The organism is Bradyrhizobium sp. ISRA430, assembly GCF_029909975.1.
GTDB lineage: Bacteria > Pseudomonadota > Alphaproteobacteria > Rhizobiales > Xanthobacteraceae > Bradyrhizobium.
The window spans coordinates 1,013,987-1,030,292 of record NZ_CP094516.1; the positions used below are offsets into that span (position 1 = coordinate 1,013,987).

The 16,306-nt window shown below is 64.3% G+C and carries 15 protein-coding genes; 9 read left to right on the forward strand and 6 right to left on the reverse strand.

Annotated features, from left to right (window positions below):
• The first annotated feature begins 6 nt into the window (after window positions 1-6).
• The 4 genes from MTX21_RS05235 to MTX21_RS05250 all read left to right on the forward strand — a co-directional run bounded on the left by MTX21_RS05235 (window position 7) and on the right by MTX21_RS05250 (window position 4,169).
• Window positions 7-867 carry a DUF296 domain-containing protein gene (locus MTX21_RS05235; RefSeq protein WP_280963758.1) on the forward strand — a complete coding sequence of 287 codons (861 nt, stop codon included), beginning with the start codon at window positions 7-9 and terminating at the stop codon, window positions 865-867.
• 109 nt (window positions 868-976) lie between these two features.
• Window positions 977-1,729, forward strand: a complete 753-nt coding sequence (locus tag MTX21_RS05240; RefSeq protein WP_280963759.1) for an AAA family ATPase — start codon at window positions 977-979, stop codon at window positions 1,727-1,729.
• Window positions 1,730-2,646: 917 nt separating this feature from the next.
• On the forward strand, window positions 2,647-3,213 hold the full coding sequence (locus MTX21_RS05245; protein WP_280963760.1) for an SRPBCC family protein: 567 nt from the start codon (window positions 2,647-2,649) through the stop codon (window positions 3,211-3,213).
• 2 nt (window positions 3,214-3,215) lie between these two features.
• Window positions 3,216-4,169, forward strand: coding sequence for a cytochrome D1 domain-containing protein (locus MTX21_RS05250; RefSeq protein WP_280963761.1), 954 nt, complete (start codon window positions 3,216-3,218; stop codon window positions 4,167-4,169).
• A 93-nt stretch (window positions 4,170-4,262) separates the two neighbouring features.
• On the opposite strand, the gene MTX21_RS05255 is transcribed toward MTX21_RS05250, so the two are convergent.
• Window positions 4,263-4,922, reverse strand: a complete 660-nt coding sequence (locus MTX21_RS05255) for an HAD-IA family hydrolase (protein WP_280970973.1) — start codon at window positions 4,920-4,922, stop codon at window positions 4,263-4,265.
• A 98-nt stretch (window positions 4,923-5,020) separates the two neighbouring features.
• Between MTX21_RS05255 and MTX21_RS05260 the strand changes: the two genes are divergently transcribed.
• Window positions 5,021-5,248 carry a DUF433 domain-containing protein gene (locus MTX21_RS05260; protein ID WP_280963762.1) on the forward strand — a complete coding sequence of 76 codons (228 nt, stop codon included), beginning with the start codon at window positions 5,021-5,023 and terminating at the stop codon, window positions 5,246-5,248.
• A 1-nt stretch (window position 5,249) separates the two neighbouring features.
• Window positions 5,250-5,585, forward strand: coding sequence for a DUF5615 family PIN-like protein (locus tag MTX21_RS05265; RefSeq protein WP_280963763.1), 336 nt, complete (start codon window positions 5,250-5,252; stop codon window positions 5,583-5,585).
• On the opposite strand, the gene MTX21_RS05270 is transcribed toward MTX21_RS05265, so the two are convergent.
• The 4 genes from MTX21_RS05270 to MTX21_RS05285 all read right to left on the reverse strand — a co-directional run bounded on the left by MTX21_RS05270 (window position 5,582) and on the right by MTX21_RS05285 (window position 10,885).
• Window positions 5,582-5,809, reverse strand: coding sequence for a hypothetical protein (locus MTX21_RS05270; RefSeq protein WP_280963764.1), 228 nt, complete (start codon window positions 5,807-5,809; stop codon window positions 5,582-5,584). The two genes, MTX21_RS05265 and MTX21_RS05270, sit on opposite strands and share 4 nt — an antisense overlap.
• A 52-nt stretch (window positions 5,810-5,861) precedes the next feature.
• Window positions 5,862-8,837 carry an excinuclease ABC subunit UvrA gene (gene uvrA, locus MTX21_RS05275; RefSeq protein WP_280963765.1) on the reverse strand — a complete coding sequence of 992 codons (2,976 nt, stop codon included), beginning with the start codon at window positions 8,835-8,837 and terminating at the stop codon, window positions 5,862-5,864.
• A gap of 356 nt (window positions 8,838-9,193) precedes the next feature.
• On the reverse strand, window positions 9,194-9,889 hold the full coding sequence (locus tag MTX21_RS05280; RefSeq protein ID WP_280963766.1) for an outer membrane protein: 696 nt from the start codon (window positions 9,887-9,889) through the stop codon (window positions 9,194-9,196).
• Window positions 9,890-10,123: 234 nt separating this feature from the next.
• Complete coding sequence (locus tag MTX21_RS05285) at window positions 10,124-10,885, reverse strand: outer membrane beta-barrel protein (protein WP_280963767.1); 762 nt, start codon at window positions 10,883-10,885, stop codon at window positions 10,124-10,126.
• 456 nt (window positions 10,886-11,341) lie between these two features.
• On the opposite strand from MTX21_RS05285, the gene MTX21_RS05290 reads away from it, so the two are divergent.
• The 3 genes from MTX21_RS05290 to gyrA all read left to right on the forward strand — a co-directional run bounded on the left by MTX21_RS05290 (window position 11,342) and on the right by gyrA (window position 15,354).
• Window positions 11,342-11,833 carry a single-stranded DNA-binding protein gene (locus MTX21_RS05290; RefSeq protein ID WP_280963768.1) on the forward strand — a complete coding sequence of 164 codons (492 nt, stop codon included), beginning with the start codon at window positions 11,342-11,344 and terminating at the stop codon, window positions 11,831-11,833.
• A 211-nt stretch (window positions 11,834-12,044) separates the two neighbouring features.
• On the forward strand, window positions 12,045-12,443 hold the full coding sequence (locus MTX21_RS05295) for a DUF2306 domain-containing protein (RefSeq protein ID WP_280963769.1): 399 nt from the start codon (window positions 12,045-12,047) through the stop codon (window positions 12,441-12,443).
• Between the two features lie 169 nt (window positions 12,444-12,612).
• Window positions 12,613-15,354: a DNA gyrase subunit A gene (gyrA, locus tag MTX21_RS05300; RefSeq protein WP_280963770.1), complete on the forward strand. Its 2,742-nt coding sequence runs from the start codon at window positions 12,613-12,615 to the stop codon at window positions 15,352-15,354.
• Here the strand turns inward: gyrA and MTX21_RS05305 are convergent.
• Window positions 15,351-16,280 carry an alpha/beta hydrolase gene (locus MTX21_RS05305; protein WP_280971361.1) on the reverse strand — a complete coding sequence of 310 codons (930 nt, stop codon included), beginning with the start codon at window positions 16,278-16,280 and terminating at the stop codon, window positions 15,351-15,353. The two genes, gyrA and MTX21_RS05305, sit on opposite strands and share 4 nt — an antisense overlap.
• Window positions 16,281-16,306 lie beyond the last annotated feature (26 nt).

Genomic DNA, 16,306 nt, shown 5'->3' on the forward strand with positions numbered 1-16,306 from the left:
AGCGTCATGCGCAGCATCAAGCAGCCGGGCGCACCGGTCGCCGAGCGCATCCAATGGGCGGAGGCGAGGGGGCGCGCTTTCTCGTTCAGGCTTCAGGCAGGTTTGCCGCTGCTGGAAGCCGCGCGGCGTGGCTTTGCGGCAGAAGGCTTCGCCGGCGGCGTGCTGAACTTCCGGCGCGGTGCGCTCGGCCCGTTCGCCTATGTCATGCCGGCGCTGTCCAAGACGGGCGAGAATGCCGCGTTCTATAGCGAGACGTTCCGCCCCAACGGTGTAACGCATACGAAGCTCGGCAGCATGACGCTCGGCATGCGCGACGGTGCACCATTCTTTCATTGCCACGGACTCTGGAACGAGGCCGATGGCCGCGCCAGCGGCGGCCACATGCTGCCCGAGGAGACGATAGTTGCCGAGCCGTTCGAGGTCGAAGCCTTCGGTCTCGATGGTGCGATGTTCAAGGCGCAGTCCGATCCCGAGACCAACTTCAAGCTGTTCGGACCGGTGGCCGCCGCGAGCAGCGGTGCGCGCACGACCAGCCGCGCCTTCGCGCTGCGGGTGCGACCGAACCAGGATTTTGCGGGCTGCCTCGAAGGCTTCTGCCGTGAGCGCGACATCGCGCGGGCGAAGATCCATGGCGGCGTCGGCTCGACCATCGGCGCGCGCTTCACCCATGGCGGCGTGACCGAGCCGTTCGCCACCGAGCTGGCGGTGACGGCCGGGACGATCGCACCGGGCCAGTCCGGCGCGCTCGAAGCCGTGCTCGACGTCGCCTTGGTCGACTACACCGGCGGTCTCGCCGAAGGCCGCCTGGTCCGGGGCGACAATCCCGTGCTGATGACCATGGAGCTGGTGCTGGAGGCGCTAGCGTAGGGCCACGACCGGGGCTTGTGGCCGGGTCACGATGCCACTTCCCAAGCGGAATTGTTCCTGTTATGTTCCGGTCGGGCGTGCGGTATGGCACGTGTAGGGAGGAGCGGAGATGCGAGGCCGAAATCGCGACATCAGGTTGCCCGCGCCCTATCTCCGGCGCGTCTGGCTCGACCGCGCTCTGGTGCCGGACTGGGAGGCCTATCCGTACTGTCTTCCCCTCTTCAGCGAAGAATTCGACCTGAACTTCGACACCGCGATCACGATCATCGTTGGGGAGAACGGCACCGGCAAATCGACGATTCTGGAGGGTATCGCCGCGCTCGCGGGCTATGACGACGCCGGCGGGGGCAAGGGGTATAGACCGGTCGATCATTCCAATGCGCGCGAGATCATGGGTGGAGAGCTGTCCGTCGCGCTGCGTGCCGGCTGGGTACCGAAGATCACCAACGGCTGGTTCTTTCGCGCCGAGACGTTCTTTTCCGTCGCCAGATATCTCGATGAAGTCTCGGACATGCCGCCCGATTTCCTGTCCTATTCCCACGGCGAAGGTTTTTTGCGGTTCTTCGAGGAGCACTGTCAGCGGCAAGGCATCTTCATCTTCGACGAGCCGGAGTCGGCCCTGTCGCCAGCGCGGCAGATGGAATTTTTGAAGCTGCTGCACCGCATGGATTCCTCCCGCAATTGCCAGGTGATCATGGCCACTCATTCGCCGATGCTGATGGCCTATCCCAACGCGAAGCTGTTGCGGCTCAGCAAATACGGCCTTGAGCCGGTGACGGTGGAAGAGACTGATCATTACCGGGTGATGCGGGAGTTTTGCGCGGACCCGCGCGGGTTCGTCGAGGCGACGCTGGCGGAGTGAACCTCGTTCTCTCCGTCGTCATTGCGAGGAGCTCTTGCGACGAAGCAATCCAGACTCTGTCCGAGGGAGCACTCTGGATTGCTTCGCTTCCAGCTTCGCTCTGCGAGCTTCGGCGGACCAGTCGCCCGCAATGACGGAGTGTGCGTAGAGTGCTTGCCTTCAATTCCCATTTCTGTCCCGGTCTGTGAACACAACTTCCCGTTCTCGCGGCATGACCTGCCCGAGCTTTGCGGCAGTTGCCGCCCTCAAAAGTGCCGAGGGCGCAGGGAAGGCCGGGTGCCGGCTGGCACCCGCGGTCCGCTGTGCGCAAATGCGCTGGAAACAGATGCACAGCGGCATACAGGGCAGCCAGGACATCCCGGCCTTCCCTGCGCAGTGGCTTTACGGCTTATGTCGCGCTCTCCCCAGGGAGCGATGCACTATTGCCCCCGTCGCCTTGCGGATGACTGATGTTGCGGACCCGGTCGGGGCCGCAGCATCACCGCAAGATTTGGCGCACAGACTCCGGGCGCCAGGACCACACGATTTTGCCGTACGCGAGCTGCACCGGTCGTGTGCGCGCGGTAGTCGCTCACGGAGTGACCCGCCCTGCAACTCCCTTCGCGCCGATGCCGCCGCGTCCACCGCATCCCAACCCGCGTGTCGTGACGATCGCGATACGCCCCTCGGACCGGGTCGAGACCGGCCGAGATATGCGATAATTCCGAATTCGTGTAAAGCGAATTATTTTGGGCGCGGAGTGCCGCGGAGGATTGACCACGCTCTGGGGTGTTTTGCCCGTCGGGCAACCCAAGGGATGGTGGCCCACAGTGGTCCCGCCACGGCCGCGCCACGAACTTGTCTACCCATGGTCCAAATATGCGTTACGATGTTCCCAGCGCGCGTCAGTCGCGCAAGGTCAAACGTGAGGACACGACATGAGGGTGACGATCGGAAAGGCGATCGCCGGGGTGGCGGCGCTGGCGGTGGCGGGGATGGCATTGACGGCGGCTTTTGAGCCGGTTTGGGCCCACGGCCCGACCCGGCAGAAGGTCCGGGAATCGATCGAGATCAACGCGCCGCCGGCCAAGGTGTGGGCGGTGATCGGCAATTTTCAGGACATGAGCTGGCTCGCGCCGGTCACCAAGACCGAGGGCGAGAAGGGCAATGAGATCGGCGCGACGCGGCGGCTGACGCTGACCGGCGGCGCCACCGTCGACGAGGAGCTCTACAAATTCGACGCCGGCGCGATGACCTATTCCTACCGGATCACCACCGTCGACGTGAAGGTGCTGCCGGTCACCAACTATTCCTCGACGCTGACGGTATCGCCGAGCGCCGACGGCAAGGGCTCGACCCTGGAATGGGCCGGCGCGTTCTACCGCGGCTTTCCCAACAACGATCCGCCGCCGGAGCTGAATGACGAGAACTCGGTAAAGGCGGTGAGGGCGCTCTATCAAACCGGCCTCGCGGCGCTCAAGAAGAAGATCGAGAGCGGAAGCTGACCGTGCGCGTCCTGGTTCTGGCGGCGCTCGCCGCCAGCATCGGCCTGGTCTCGGCCGAGAAAGCCTCGGCCGAGGAGGCGTTCGTCACCAATCAGCTCAGCGAAAATCTAACGGTCGTGGACCTCGCAACCGCGCGGCCTGTCGCGACCATCGCGATTGGCGGCAAGCCCGCGGGTGTCGCCGTGACCTCGGACGGACGCTTCGCCTATGTGACGAGCCCCGAAGCCAAGGCGCTTACGGTGGTCGATGCCGCCGCCCGGCGGATCATCGGCAAGATCAATGTCGGCGGCGGTCCGCTCGGTGTCGCGGTGGCGCCGGATGGTGCTGCAGTCTATGTTGCCGACTGGTACGCCGCGGCGGTGCGGGTGGTCGATCCGAAAGAGCAGCGCCTGGTCGCTGAAATCGCGGTCGGCGCCTCGCCGTCGGGCCTCGCGGTGACATCAGACGGGCGGCTCCTGCTCTCGGCAGATCGCGATGCCGACAGCGTGTCCATTGTCGATACCGCAACGCGGCAGCGCAAGGCGATCGTCAAGGTCGGCACACATCCGTTCGGCGTCACGATCGACGCGGACAGCAAGCGCGCCTATACCGCCAACGTCGAATCGAACGACGTGTCGGTGATCGATATCGCCGGGGCGCGCGAGGTCGGCCGGATCGCCGTGGGCATGCGCCCCTATGCCGTGGCGCTGGCACAAGGCCGCGGCTTCGTCACCGACCAATATGGCGGCACCGTCAGCGTGTTCGATCTTGCGACACTGAAGCCGGTCACGCGCATCACGGTCGGCGATTATCCGGAAGGGATCGCGGCGACCGCGGACGGCAAGCGGATCATCGTGGCCAACTGGGAGAGCAACTCACTCAGCATCATCGACGCGGTCGAGCTGAAGGTGATTGGCGAGGTCAAGGTCGGCGACGGCCCGCGCGCGTTCGGGGCGTTTCTCAGGCGGACGCAGTAGGAGGCGGATGTCCCGTAGCCCGCATGAGCGAAGCGACATGCGGGGGCCGCTTTCATCCATGGACGGCCCCGGATATCGCTACGCTCATCCGGGCTACGGCACCGGACCCAACGCGCGCGCAATCTCATCCATCCGCTCGAACGTGTGGTCCGGTTTCTGCGCCCGCAACGCCGCCGGCGCCGCGTAGCCCCAGCACACGGCGCCGCAGGCAATGCCGACAGCCCGCGCCGCTTCGATGTCGCGGACCTCGTCTCCGATGGAGATCACACGGCTTCGCTCCGCGCCGGCGCGGCGGATGACACGGCGGAATTTCGCGGGCTTGCCGAACAGCGATGCGGCGCAGTCGAAATGCGAGAACAGGGCCGCGGCATCGCCGAGCTTTTCGCGCGCATTGGCTTCGCTGTCAGAGGTCACCAGCGCGAGCTGCACGCCGCTCTGCGACAGCGCCTCCAGCATCGCCTCGACGCCCGCAAACAGCGAAATCTCCGCCGCCGCCTCCGCCTTCAACCGCCGCGCATGCCGCGCGATCGCCGGCAGCTTCCACAGCGGCACCTCGAGGCGCGTGAGGATCTCGCGCGTCGACGCATGCCGTAGCCCCTCGACCTCCTCATCTGCGACGCGCCGAAAGCCGAAGCGATCGGCAACATCGTTGACTCTGAGGTGACCATAGCCCTCGATTGCGGTGCGCAGGAACCACGGAAAGCTGTCGGCCAGCGTGCCGTCGAGATCGAAGATGGCGAGGGAGTAGGGCATTGCGGGAGAGGTGCCGGGCGGATCGAGCAACATGCTCGCTGGCGACGCACTGACAGATGCTATCTGAGATGCTATATTGACCTCCACAGAGGTGACAGATGTCGGAGCTACTGGCAAGGATTACGGTCGACCCGGAACGCATGCATGGACGCCCCTGTATTCGCGATCTGCGCATCACAGTTGCCGACGTTCTGGGATTGCTGTCCGCCGGGCAGTCGCGCGAGAGCATTCTCGAGGATTATCCGTATCTGGAGGAGGCCGACATTGACGCGGTGCTCGCCTATGCTGCCCGTCAAGTCGATCACCCGATCATAGCGGCCAAATAGCTTGCTTTACCTGATCGACGCTCAGCTTCCACCCGCACTCGCGGATGCCATGCGTCGAGCAGGATTCGAGGCGGCTCATGTCGTCGAGTTCGGGATGGCAACCGCGACCGACGGAGCGATTTGGAACGAAGCCATTTCTCGATCAGCCATTCTCGTGACCAAGGATCGCGATTTCTCGCTGCTTCGCGCTGCAAAGAGGCAGGGGCCGATCGTGCTGTGGGTCCGCGTCGGCAATATCGACAATCGCGCGCTAGTTCGTCAGTTTCTGAGTGCCATGCCGCAAATTGTCGAAGCCGTTGCGCGGGGCGAGGCAGTCATTGAATTCGTTGGCAGCTAGCGGCGGCCGTTACGAGCGTGGGCGTCGCTGACATTCGCCAGCTTTAAGCACCGCCATTGCGGCAATGGGCTGCTGCTCTCGCCGAACTGCCAGGCCAGCACCGCTTCCGCGCCGCGTTTCCTGGTGCCTGTGATATACGCGCAGCGATAGCGGCCCTCGTAGACGCAAAGCACCTGCTGCTCGAGAATGGCGTCACAAAGGAGCAGGTAGTTTGCGCAGAGCATCGCCGGCACCCCCACCAGAGGTGCGATCCCCCAATACCATCAGAGCCGGGAACTACTCCGCCGCCTCGCTGGTGCTCCGCCGCTTCGGCTTCCGCGCCTTCTTCAGCACCGGCTCCAAGAATTGGCCCGTATAGCTCCGCGGCGCCTTGACAATATCTTCGGGCGGGCCCCAGGCGACGATTTCGCCGCCGCCGTCGCCGCCTTCGGGACCGAGATCGATGACCCAGTCGGCGGTCTTGATGACCTCGAGATTGTGCTCGATGACGACGACGGTGTTGCCCTGCGCGACGAGCTCGTGCAGCACTTCCAGGAGTTTCTTGACGTCGTGGAAGTGCAGGCCGGTGGTCGGCTCGTCGAGGATGTAGAGCGTGCGTCCCGTTGCGCGCTTCGACAGCTCTTTTGCCAGCTTGACGCGCTGGGCTTCGCCGCCCGAAAGCGTCGTCGCTTGCTGGCCGACGTGGATGTAGTCCAGGCCGACGCGGTGCAGCGTGTTGAAAGTTTCGCGGACGCGCGGGACGGCCTTGAAGAAATCGGCGGCTTCCTCGACGGTCATGTCGAGGACGTCAGCGATGCTCTTGCCCTTGAACAGGACTTCCAGCGTCTCGCGGTTGTAGCGCTTGCCCTTGCAGACGTCGCAGGTGACGTAGACGTCGGGCAGAAAGTGCATCTCGATCTTGATGACGCCGTCGCCCTGGCACGCCTCGCAGCGGCCGCCCTTGACGTTGAAGGAGAAACGGCCGGGCTCGTAACCGCGCGCCTTCGCCTCGGGGAGCCCGGCGAACCACTCGCGGATCGGCGTGAAAGCGCCGGTATAGGTCGCGGGGTTGGAGCGCGGGGTGCGGCCGATCGGCGACTGGTCGATGTCGATGATCTTGTCGATGTGCTCGAGGCCCTCGATGCGGTCGTGCGGGGCGGCGCCTTCGCTCGCGCCGTTCAGCTTGCGGGCGATGGCGCGGTAGAGCGTGTCGATCAGTAGCGTCGACTTGCCGCCGCCGGAGACGCCGGTGACGCAGGTGAACAGGCCGAGCGGGATCTCCGCCGTGATATTCTTCAGGTTATTGCCTCGCGCGTTCACCACCTTGATGGTGCGGCGATGGTTCGGCGGGCGCCGCTCCGGCACCTCGACCTCGAGCTCGCCGGTGAGATATTTGCCGGTCAGCGATTTCGGGTTGCGCATGATCTCGGCGGGCGTGCCTTCGGCAACGATGTTGCCGCCATGCATGCCGGCGCCGGGGCCGATGTCGAGCACGTAGTCGGCCAAGCGAATGGCATCCTCGTCATGCTCGACCACGACCACGGTGTTGCCGAGGTCGCGCAGGCGCTTGAGCGTATCGAGCAGGCGGGCATTGTCGCGCTGGTGCAGGCCGATCGAGGGCTCGTCCAGCACGTAGAGCACGCCGGTCAGACCGGAGCCGATCTGCGAGGCGAGGCGAATGCGCTGGCTCTCGCCGCCGGACAGCGTGCCGGAGGAGCGGGAGAGGGTGAGATAGTTGAGGCCGACGTCGAGCAGGAAGGTGAGGCGCTCGCGGATCTCCTTGAGGATGCGGCTCGCGATCTCGTTCTGCTGCGCGTTCAGCGCCTCCGGCACACCCTCGAACCACTCGCCGGCGCGTTTCACCGACAGCTCGGAGATCTCGCCGATATGCTTGCCGCCGACCTTGACGCACAGCGCCTCGGGCTTGAGCCGAAAGCCTTTGCAGGCCTCGCAGGGGACGTCGTGGAAATACTTCGCCAGCTCCTCGCGCGCCCACTCGCTCTCGGTCTCGCGATAGCGGCGGTTGATGTTGGTGATGACGCCCTCGAACGGCTTCTTGGTGTCGTAGGAGCGCACGCCGTCCTCGTACGAGAACTTGATCTCGTCGTCGCCGGAGCCATAGAGGATCGCGTCTCTCGTCTTCTTCGGCAGGTCCTTCCACTTGGTGTCGAGCGCGAACTTGTAGTGCTTGCCGAGCGCGGTCAGCGTCTGCACATAGTAGGGCGACGACGACTTGGCCCAGGGCGCTATCGCGCCTTTGCGAAGAGTGAGCTCCTTGTCGGGGATGACGAGATCCTCATCGACATGCTGCTCGACGCCGAGGCCGCCGCAGGCCGGGCAGGCGCCATAGGGATTGTTGAACGAGAACAGCCGCGGCTCGACCTCCGGAATGGTGAAGCCGGAGACCGGGCAGGCGAACTTTTCCGAGAACAGGATTCGCTCGGGGCCGCTCTTGTCGTGGATCTTTGCGGTCTTCTTCTTCTCTTCCGCAGGCGCGGCGGCCGGCGTGTCGGCGAACTCGACGACGGCGAGGCCCTCGGCGAGCTTCAGCGCGGTCTCAAAGCTCTCGGCGAGACGCTGGCCGATATCGGCGCGCACCACGATGCGGTCGACCACGACGTCGATGTCGTGCGGGAATTTCTTGTCGAGGTTAGGGGCCTCCGCGAGCTCGTAGAAGGTGCCGTCGATCTTGACGCGCTGGAAGCCCTTCTTGAGCCATTCGGCGAGCTCCTTCTTGTACTCACCCTTGCGGCCGCGCACGACCGGCGCGAGCAGATAGAGGCGCGTGCCCTCGGGCAGCGCCAGCACGCGGTCGACCATCTGCGAGACGGTCTGGCTCTCGATCGGCAGACCCGTGGCCGGCGAATAGGGCACGCCGACGCGCGCCCAGAGCAGGCGCATGTAGTCGTAGATCTCGGTGACGGTGCCGACGGTGGAGCGCGGGTTCTTCGAGGTCGTCTTCTGCTCGATCGAGATCGCCGGCGACAGGCCGTCGATCTGGTCGACGTCCGGCTTCTGCATCATCTCCAGGAACTGGCGCGCATAGGCCGACAGCGACTCGACGTAACGGCGCTGGCCTTCGGCATAGATCGTGTCGAAGGCGAGCGAGGATTTGCCGGAGCCGGACAGGCCCGTGAACACCACGAGCTTGTCGCGCGGGATCTCGACGTCGATGTTCTTGAGGTTGTGCTCGCGTGCGCCACGGATCGTAATTGCGCGCAGGCTCGAGCCCGCGTTCTGCTGTTGGCGCTTCGCCTTGATCACTTCATCCATCCTGGTGGTCCCCAAGAACCGAAAACAAGAACCCAAACCCAACGGGAAAATCCCAAAGGCGCGCGGCCGCGCCAGCGTTCAGGCGCGCGCGTTGCCGGGAACCGGGATCGGCGCCGATGGGTATGTCAGCGAACGTAGGAAGAACGAGGGCGGATTTCCAGTGCGAGTTGCGAATCGTCAACGGATTGTTGGTGCGCTGGCGGCACGTGGCAGTAGCAACGCTCGGTAGCGGCTGTCGGCGCTTCGTTCGCAGTCGAATACGGATCGTGTGATCGGCGCCTGAGCAGGATGCGCGCGAAAACAAAAAGGCCGGCGCAAGGCCGGCCTCTCATAGCGCGATGGCGCTGGGGCGAAGCTTAGTACTTCGCGACCACCGGGGCGCCGAAGTGATAGTTCACGCCGACCTGCACGGTGTGGAAGTTGAGCGTGCCCGAGGGCAGGGCGCCGGAGAAATAGGTCTCGCCGGCGAGGCTGCGATAGAGATACTCGCCCTTGACCGACCACTGCGGCGCGAAGAACGCTTCGACGCCGGCGCCGACGGTCCAGCCGGAGTGCCACTTGCTGTCCGACGCGGTGATGCCGAGTGCGGAGAGGCTGATCTTGTTGTCGATCCAGGCATAGCCGCCGGTGCCGTAGAACAGGACCTGGTTGACCGCCCAGCCGATGCGGCCGCGCACGGTGCCCATCGCATCGGTCTTCGAGCTCGCCGTTGCGGTCGCAACACCGAAGCCGGGGACGACGGTGGCGCCGGTCACCGAAGCGCTGACGTCAGCCCAGGCGCCGTCGGCTTCGAGGCCGAACACGACGTTGCCGGCCTGCCAGTTGTAGCCGGCCGTGCCGCCGACAAAGCCGCCCTTCATCTTCGGGTCGGTCGAGGAATTTTCCCACGCGCCGCCACCGACGATACCGAGGTAGAAGCCGGTCCAGTTGTAGACCGCGGCCGGAGCGATCGGAGCCTTGGTGTAGTGGCGGGCTGCGAGATCGGCAGCCGTGGCGGGAGCAAATGCGCTCAGTGCGAACAAACAGGCCGAAGCCAACAAAACCTTCTTCATCTTCAATTCAGTCCCAGTCCCGGTTTCTGTTTTTGCCTTCCGTGCGAAAGGAAGGACATCGGACGCTCTCGTCCAACTGCGGCCGGCTTACACCAGCGAAGCTGGAAGTTGTGTACCCCAAAAGTCACAACAGGTCAGAAAACGGGCTGCATTGCTGACCTATTGTTCAGCAGCGCGCAGCAAAAAGGCCGGCGCGAGGCCGGCCTTGAAGCACCGATCGATATCCGGGTGATATCAGTACTTTGCGATCACCGGGCCACCCCAGCGATAGTTCACGCGGACGAGCCCCATATCGACATCCTGGCTGATGCGCTCGGTTTGCACGAAGACGCCACCGAGGGAGAAGTCGTTGTTGCGGTGTCCCAGGAAGATATGATCGTACTCGACGCCGACCGACCAGTTGGGCGCGAAGCCGAACTCCAGGCCAGCGCCGACGGTGCCGCCCCAGCGGGTCTCGCGAGCCGAGCCGAAGACGGTGCCTGCGCCTACAAAGCCTGGCGCTGTGATCAGGTCGTACCTGTCTCCGACCACCGCACCGCCGCCCTTCACGTAGAAGAGGACGTTGTTCCAAGCGTAACCAACCTGTCCCGTGATCAGGCCGAAAGCGTCGATCCGGGTGCGGTTCTGCTGGAAAGGCGCGCTGGGGCTGATGTTGTCGCCCTTGAAGTCAGCCCAGTTGCCCTGACCCTCGACACCGAACACCCAGTTGGCCGACTGCCAGCGATAGCCGATCTGGCCACCGACAGTGCCCCCGGTCGCGTCGTGGCAACCGTCGCCCACCAGCGTGCCGGTTACCGGTGTCACAAAGTCCCAGCACTTGTGGCTGGTGCCGCCACCGCCGTTGATGCCGATGTAGAAGCCGCTCCAGTCGTAGACCGCGGCCACCGCAGGCGGCGGAGCCTTGGTGTACGGACGCGCGGCGAGGTCCGCAGCGCTCGCGGGAGCTGACAGGCTCAGTGCCACAGCTCCGATTGCACCCACCCAAATCTTATTCATTGCAGTCTCCCCAGTTTCGCCCGCTTCTCGAAATCCCCGAAGCGGTCAATTAGGCGCGACGCCCATATGAACTAATTCCGAGGCAACCCTAGCTTAATGTCGCACCTGAGTCCGTCTCCGAAATGCAACAGACGCAGACGAACGACAGAGCCGGTAAGTTAATGAATGTTAAGTGGTTTCAACCGTTCGCGGGAACCCAAAAAAGTTCCATCTCGGTTTGCCACTTTCTCGACGCATCCGCGTCATTCAGCCGTCACAGCCTTCCGTTGGTTTCGCCAAGAACAAATCTGGAACAAGGCGACCGCCGATGCTATATGTGGGGATAAGTTGAGGGGTGGCGGGCTGATCGGCGGCTGCAAGCGCCTTGCGAGCGTATAGGGTCCTCCCAACGGGCGAATGGCGCGGCAACGCGCGGCCTTTTTCGAAATTCAGTGACGTTTGGAGTGGAGAGCGGCGATGGCGGGAAGCATCAACAAGGTCATTCTGGTCGGAAATCTCGGCAAGGATCCGGAAATCCGCCGCACCCAGGACGGGCGACCGATCGCAAATCTGTCGATCGCGACCTCGGAAACCTGGCGGGACAAGGCGACCGGCGAGCGCAAGGAAAAGACCGAGTGGCACCGCGTGGTGATCTTCAACGAGGGGCTCGCCAAGGTCGCCGAACAGTACCTGAAGAAGGGCTCGAAGGTTTACGTCGAGGGCGCGCTCCAGACCCGCAAATGGACCGATCAGAGCGGGGTGGAGAAATACTCCACCGAAGTCGTGCTCCAGGGCTTCAACTCGAACCTCACCATGCTCGACGGCCGTGGCGGCGGAGGAGGCGGCAACTTCGGCGAGGAGCCGGGCGGCGACTTCGGCTCCAGCGGTCCGGTCAGCAGCGCTCCGCGCCGTCCTGTGGCCGCTGGCGGCGGTCGCAACAGCGACATGGATGACGACATCCCGTTCTGAGGCCGCGAGGGCGCAGGGTACCTCGCATCTTGGATCCCGCTAACTCGCGTAAAGCGGCAAAATTCCTTACCAATCGTCGGATAGGGCTTGGCATTTCCGGCCTTGCTTCAGATTGCGCCTGAGCTTTTGACGGGGCGCGATGTGAATGGTATTAACTTGATGTTAATTCTATTCACATTGCCGTTTCCGCCGCTCTGGAGGTCGCCCGCCCATGAGCCTCGCGCCACTGCTTGAGGCCGCGCCGGCCATTCCGCTGCATGCCTTCGCGGCCATGGCCGCGTTCGGGCTTGGCCTCGTTCAGTTCGCGGCGCCCAAGGGCACGCTGCCGCATCGGACGATCGGCTGGATCTGGGTCGTCCTGATGGTCGTCGTGGCCGCGTCGTCATTCTGGATCCACCAGATCCGGCTGGTTGGCCCGTTCAGCCCGATCCATCTCCTGTCGATCTTCACGCTGGTGGTGCTGCCACTGGCGGTGTGGCGCGCCCATACTCATCGCGTCGCCGATCATCGCCGGATGATGATCTTCATCTTTACCGGCGCGCTGGTGGTGGCGGGCCTGTTCACGCTGGTGCCCGGACGCATCATGCACCGTGTGATTTTCGGCGCTTGAGGAGTGGTTTCCGGCGGCACGTTCCGGCGGTTCCGGCGGCAGTGCTATAGAGCGCGTAAGTCGTTGGAAAAATAAGCGGAAAAAGCGCTTCCTGGGGGCCTTGCGAGGGTGGTTATCACGCGCTCGATGCGCTATATGATTCCCAGACAAAACCTCACCGGATTTCCCCTTGGCTGACGACGACAACAAGCCCGGCGACCAGCCGGCGCAACCCTCGGACATTCGCCCCGTTTCCATCTACGAGGAGATGAAGAAGTCCTATCTCGATTACGCGATGAGCGTGATCGTGGCGCGTGCGCTGCCCGATGCGCGCGACGGGTTGAAGCCGGTGCATCGCCGCATCCTGTTCGCGATGAACAATCGCGGCGATACTCCGGACAAGAAGCATAAGAAGTCCGCCGGTGCCGTCGGCGAGGTCATGGGTAAATACCACCCGCATGGCGACCAGGCGATCTACGACGCGCTGGTACGCATGGCGCAGGACTTCTCGATGCGCGCGCCGCTGATCGACGGGCAGGGCAATTTCGGCTCCGTCGACGGCGATCCGCCGGCGGCCATGCGTTACACCGAGTCCCGCCTGACCAAGATCGCGCTGAAGCTGCTCGAGGACATCGACGACGATACCGTCGATTTCCAGGACAACTATGACGGTTCCGAGAAAGAGCCGGTGGTGCTGCCGGCCAGGTTCCCGAACCTGCTGGTCAACGGTGCCGGCGGCATCGCGGTCGGCATGGCCACCAACATCCCACCGCACAATCTGGGCGAGGTGATCGACGCTTGCGTGGCGCTGATCGACAATCCGTCGCTTACCATCGACGAGCTCAACAACATCATCCCGGGTCCGGATTTCCCGACCGGCGGCATCATTCTCGGACGCCAGGGCATCCGCAGCGCATATCATCTTGGCCGCGGCTCCATCGTGATGCGCGGCAAGGTCGAGTTCGAGACGATCCGCAAGGAGCGCGAGGCGATCGTCATCACCGAGATTCCGTATCAGGTGAACAAGGCGACAATGGTGGAGCGCATCGCCGAGCTCTACAAGGAAAAGAAGATCGAGGGCATTTCCGACCTGCGCGACGAGTCCGACCGCGACGGCTACCGCGTCGTCGTCGAGCTCAAGCGCGATGCCATGCCCGACGTGGTGCTGAACCAGCTCTATAAGTTCACGCCGCTGCAGACCTCTTTCGGCGTCAACGCCGTCGCGCTCGACTCCGGCCGTCCGCAGACGATGAACCTGAAGGACATGCTGACGATCTTCGTCGGCTTCCGCGAGCAGGTCGTGACGCGCCGGACCAAATACAAGCTGCGCAAGGCGCGCGAAAGGGCGCACGAGCAGGTCGGCCTTGCGATTGCGGTCGCCAATATCGACGAGATCATCCGTGTGATCCGGACCTCGCCCACGCCGGCTGCCGCGCGCGAGACGCTGATGACGCGCGACTGGCCCGCGCGGGACGTCGAGGACATCATCACGCTGATCGACGATCCCCGTCACCGCATCAACGCGGACGGTACGATCCGCTTGTCGATGGAGCAGGCCAGGGCGATTCTGGAACTGCGCCTCGCGCGCCTCACCGCACTTGGCCGCGACGAGATCGGCGACGAGCTGTCCAAGCTCGCCGGTGAGATCGGCGACTACCTCGACATCCTGCGCTCGCGCGCCCGCATCCTCGACATCATCAAGGCTGAGCTTGCCGAGGTGAAGGCGGAGTTCGCCACGCCGCGCCGCACCGTGATCATGGAGCAGGAAGGCGAGGTCGAGGACGAGGACCTGATCCAGCGCGAGGACATGGTCGTCACGGTCTCACACGCCGGCTACGTCAAGCGCGTGCCGCTGTCGGCCTATCGGGCGCAGCGCCGCGGCGGCAAGGGCCGCGCCGGCATGCAGACCCGCGACGAGGATTTCGTCAGCCGCCTGTTCGTGGCCTCCACGCATACGCCCGTGCTGTTCTTCTCCTCGCGCGGCCAGGTCTACAAGGAGAAGGTCTGGCGCCTGCCGATGGCGGCTCCGAATGCGCGCGGCAAGGCGCTGATCAACATCCTGCCGCTGGAGCAGGGCGAGCGCATCACCACCATCATGCCGCTGCCGGAGGATGAATCCACCTGGGGGCAGCTCGACGTGATGTTCGCCACCACCGGCGGCAACGTCCGGCGCAACAAGCTGTCCGACTTCGTCGACGTGCGCCGCTCCGGCATCATCGCCATGAAGCTGGAGGAGGGCGAAGCGATCGTCGACGTGCAGATCTGCACCGAGCGCGACGACGTGCTGCTCACCGCCGCCGGCGGCCAGTGCATCCGTTTCCCCGTCACCGACGTGCGCGTGTTCACCGGGCGCACCTCGATGGGCGTGCGCGGCATTGCGCTCGCCGGCGGCGACAAGGTCATCTCGCTGGCGATCCTGCGCCATGTCGAGACCACCTCGGACGAGCGCTCGGCTTACCTGAAGATGCGCCGCGCGGTGGCCGGTGAAAGCGCCGCCGAGGAGACGGCGGATGCCGAGGCCGAGGAGACGTCCGGCAGCTTCCAGCTTCCGCAGGAACGCTATGTCGAGATGTCGGCGCAGGAGCAGGTCGTGCTCACAGTGTCCGTCAACGGCTATGGCAAGCGGACCTCGTCCTACGAGTACCGCACCACGGGCCGCGGCGGCAAAGGCATCGTCGCGATGAGCGTCAATAACCGCAACGGCAATCTGGTGGCGTCCTTCCCGGTGGAAGAGGCCGACCAGATCATGCTGGTCACCGACAAGGGCCAGCTCATCCGCTGCCCGGTCGAGGGCATTCGCATCGCCGGGCGCTCGACGCAGGGCGTGATCGTGTTCGACACCGCCGAGGACGAGCACGTGGTCTCGGTCGAGCACATCACGGAAGAGACCGAGAACGGCAACGGCGAGAACGGGAACGGCAGCGCGGCCTAGGCCGGCCGCGAAGCCGGCAAAGTTACCTCGCATCGCAGGTCGGAGATGAATTCTCCGATCTGCGCGATGGCAGCATGGGCTTCCGGCAGCACGGGGACGAAGAGCTGGAAGACGTGCGGCATGCGCGGCCAGACCTCCAGCCGGCTCCGCGGATTACACTGTTTCAGCTTGTCGGCCATGCGGACCGCATCATCCCGCAATATCTCGTCGCTGCCGACGTGAATCAGCACCGGCGGAAGCCCGGATGCGTCGCCATAGAGCGGCGATGCATAGGGGCTACACGCGTAGGCGCCTGCGAGATAGCAGCGCACGAATTCCGGAATATCATGCACATTCAACATCGGATCTGACGCGGCATTCTCGGTCAACGAGGGCGCGGTGAGCGCAAGATCAGTCCAGGGCGACATGGCAACCGCTGCCGCTGGAAGCGGCTTACGTTCGTCACGCAACCTCATGAGAAGGCACAGCGCCAATCCTCCACCGGCTGAATCACCCATTACGAACAGTTCGCCGGGGGCGCTCGTTTCGCTGGCGAGCCAGAGAAAGCCCGCCACGGCATCGTCCAGGGCGGCGGGAAACGGATGTTCGGGTGCAAGGCGATATTCAAGCGCCCAGACCGTCGACCGGGTCGCATTGGCAATGCGCCAGGTGAAGTGGCGATAGTAGATCGGTGCGCCCGAGATGTAGGCCCCTCCATGGAGATAGAGCAGGTTGCGCCGCGGTCGCGACGCCGGCGTGGCGATCCGGTGTAGTGTGAGGCGGCCGGCCCGCACGACGCTCGTCTCGGTGCTGGCTGGCGGATGTGGCACCCATCGCTCCATGCGATGCATTTTCGCCCGCCACGTCCCGACATCGAAAGGCTGATGGTGGCGTTTCAGGAACATGCGGATGCCGAGGCGCAGCATTTCGGCGCGAAGGGTCATCATTCTCCTCTTGCTTCATCCGCACGGAC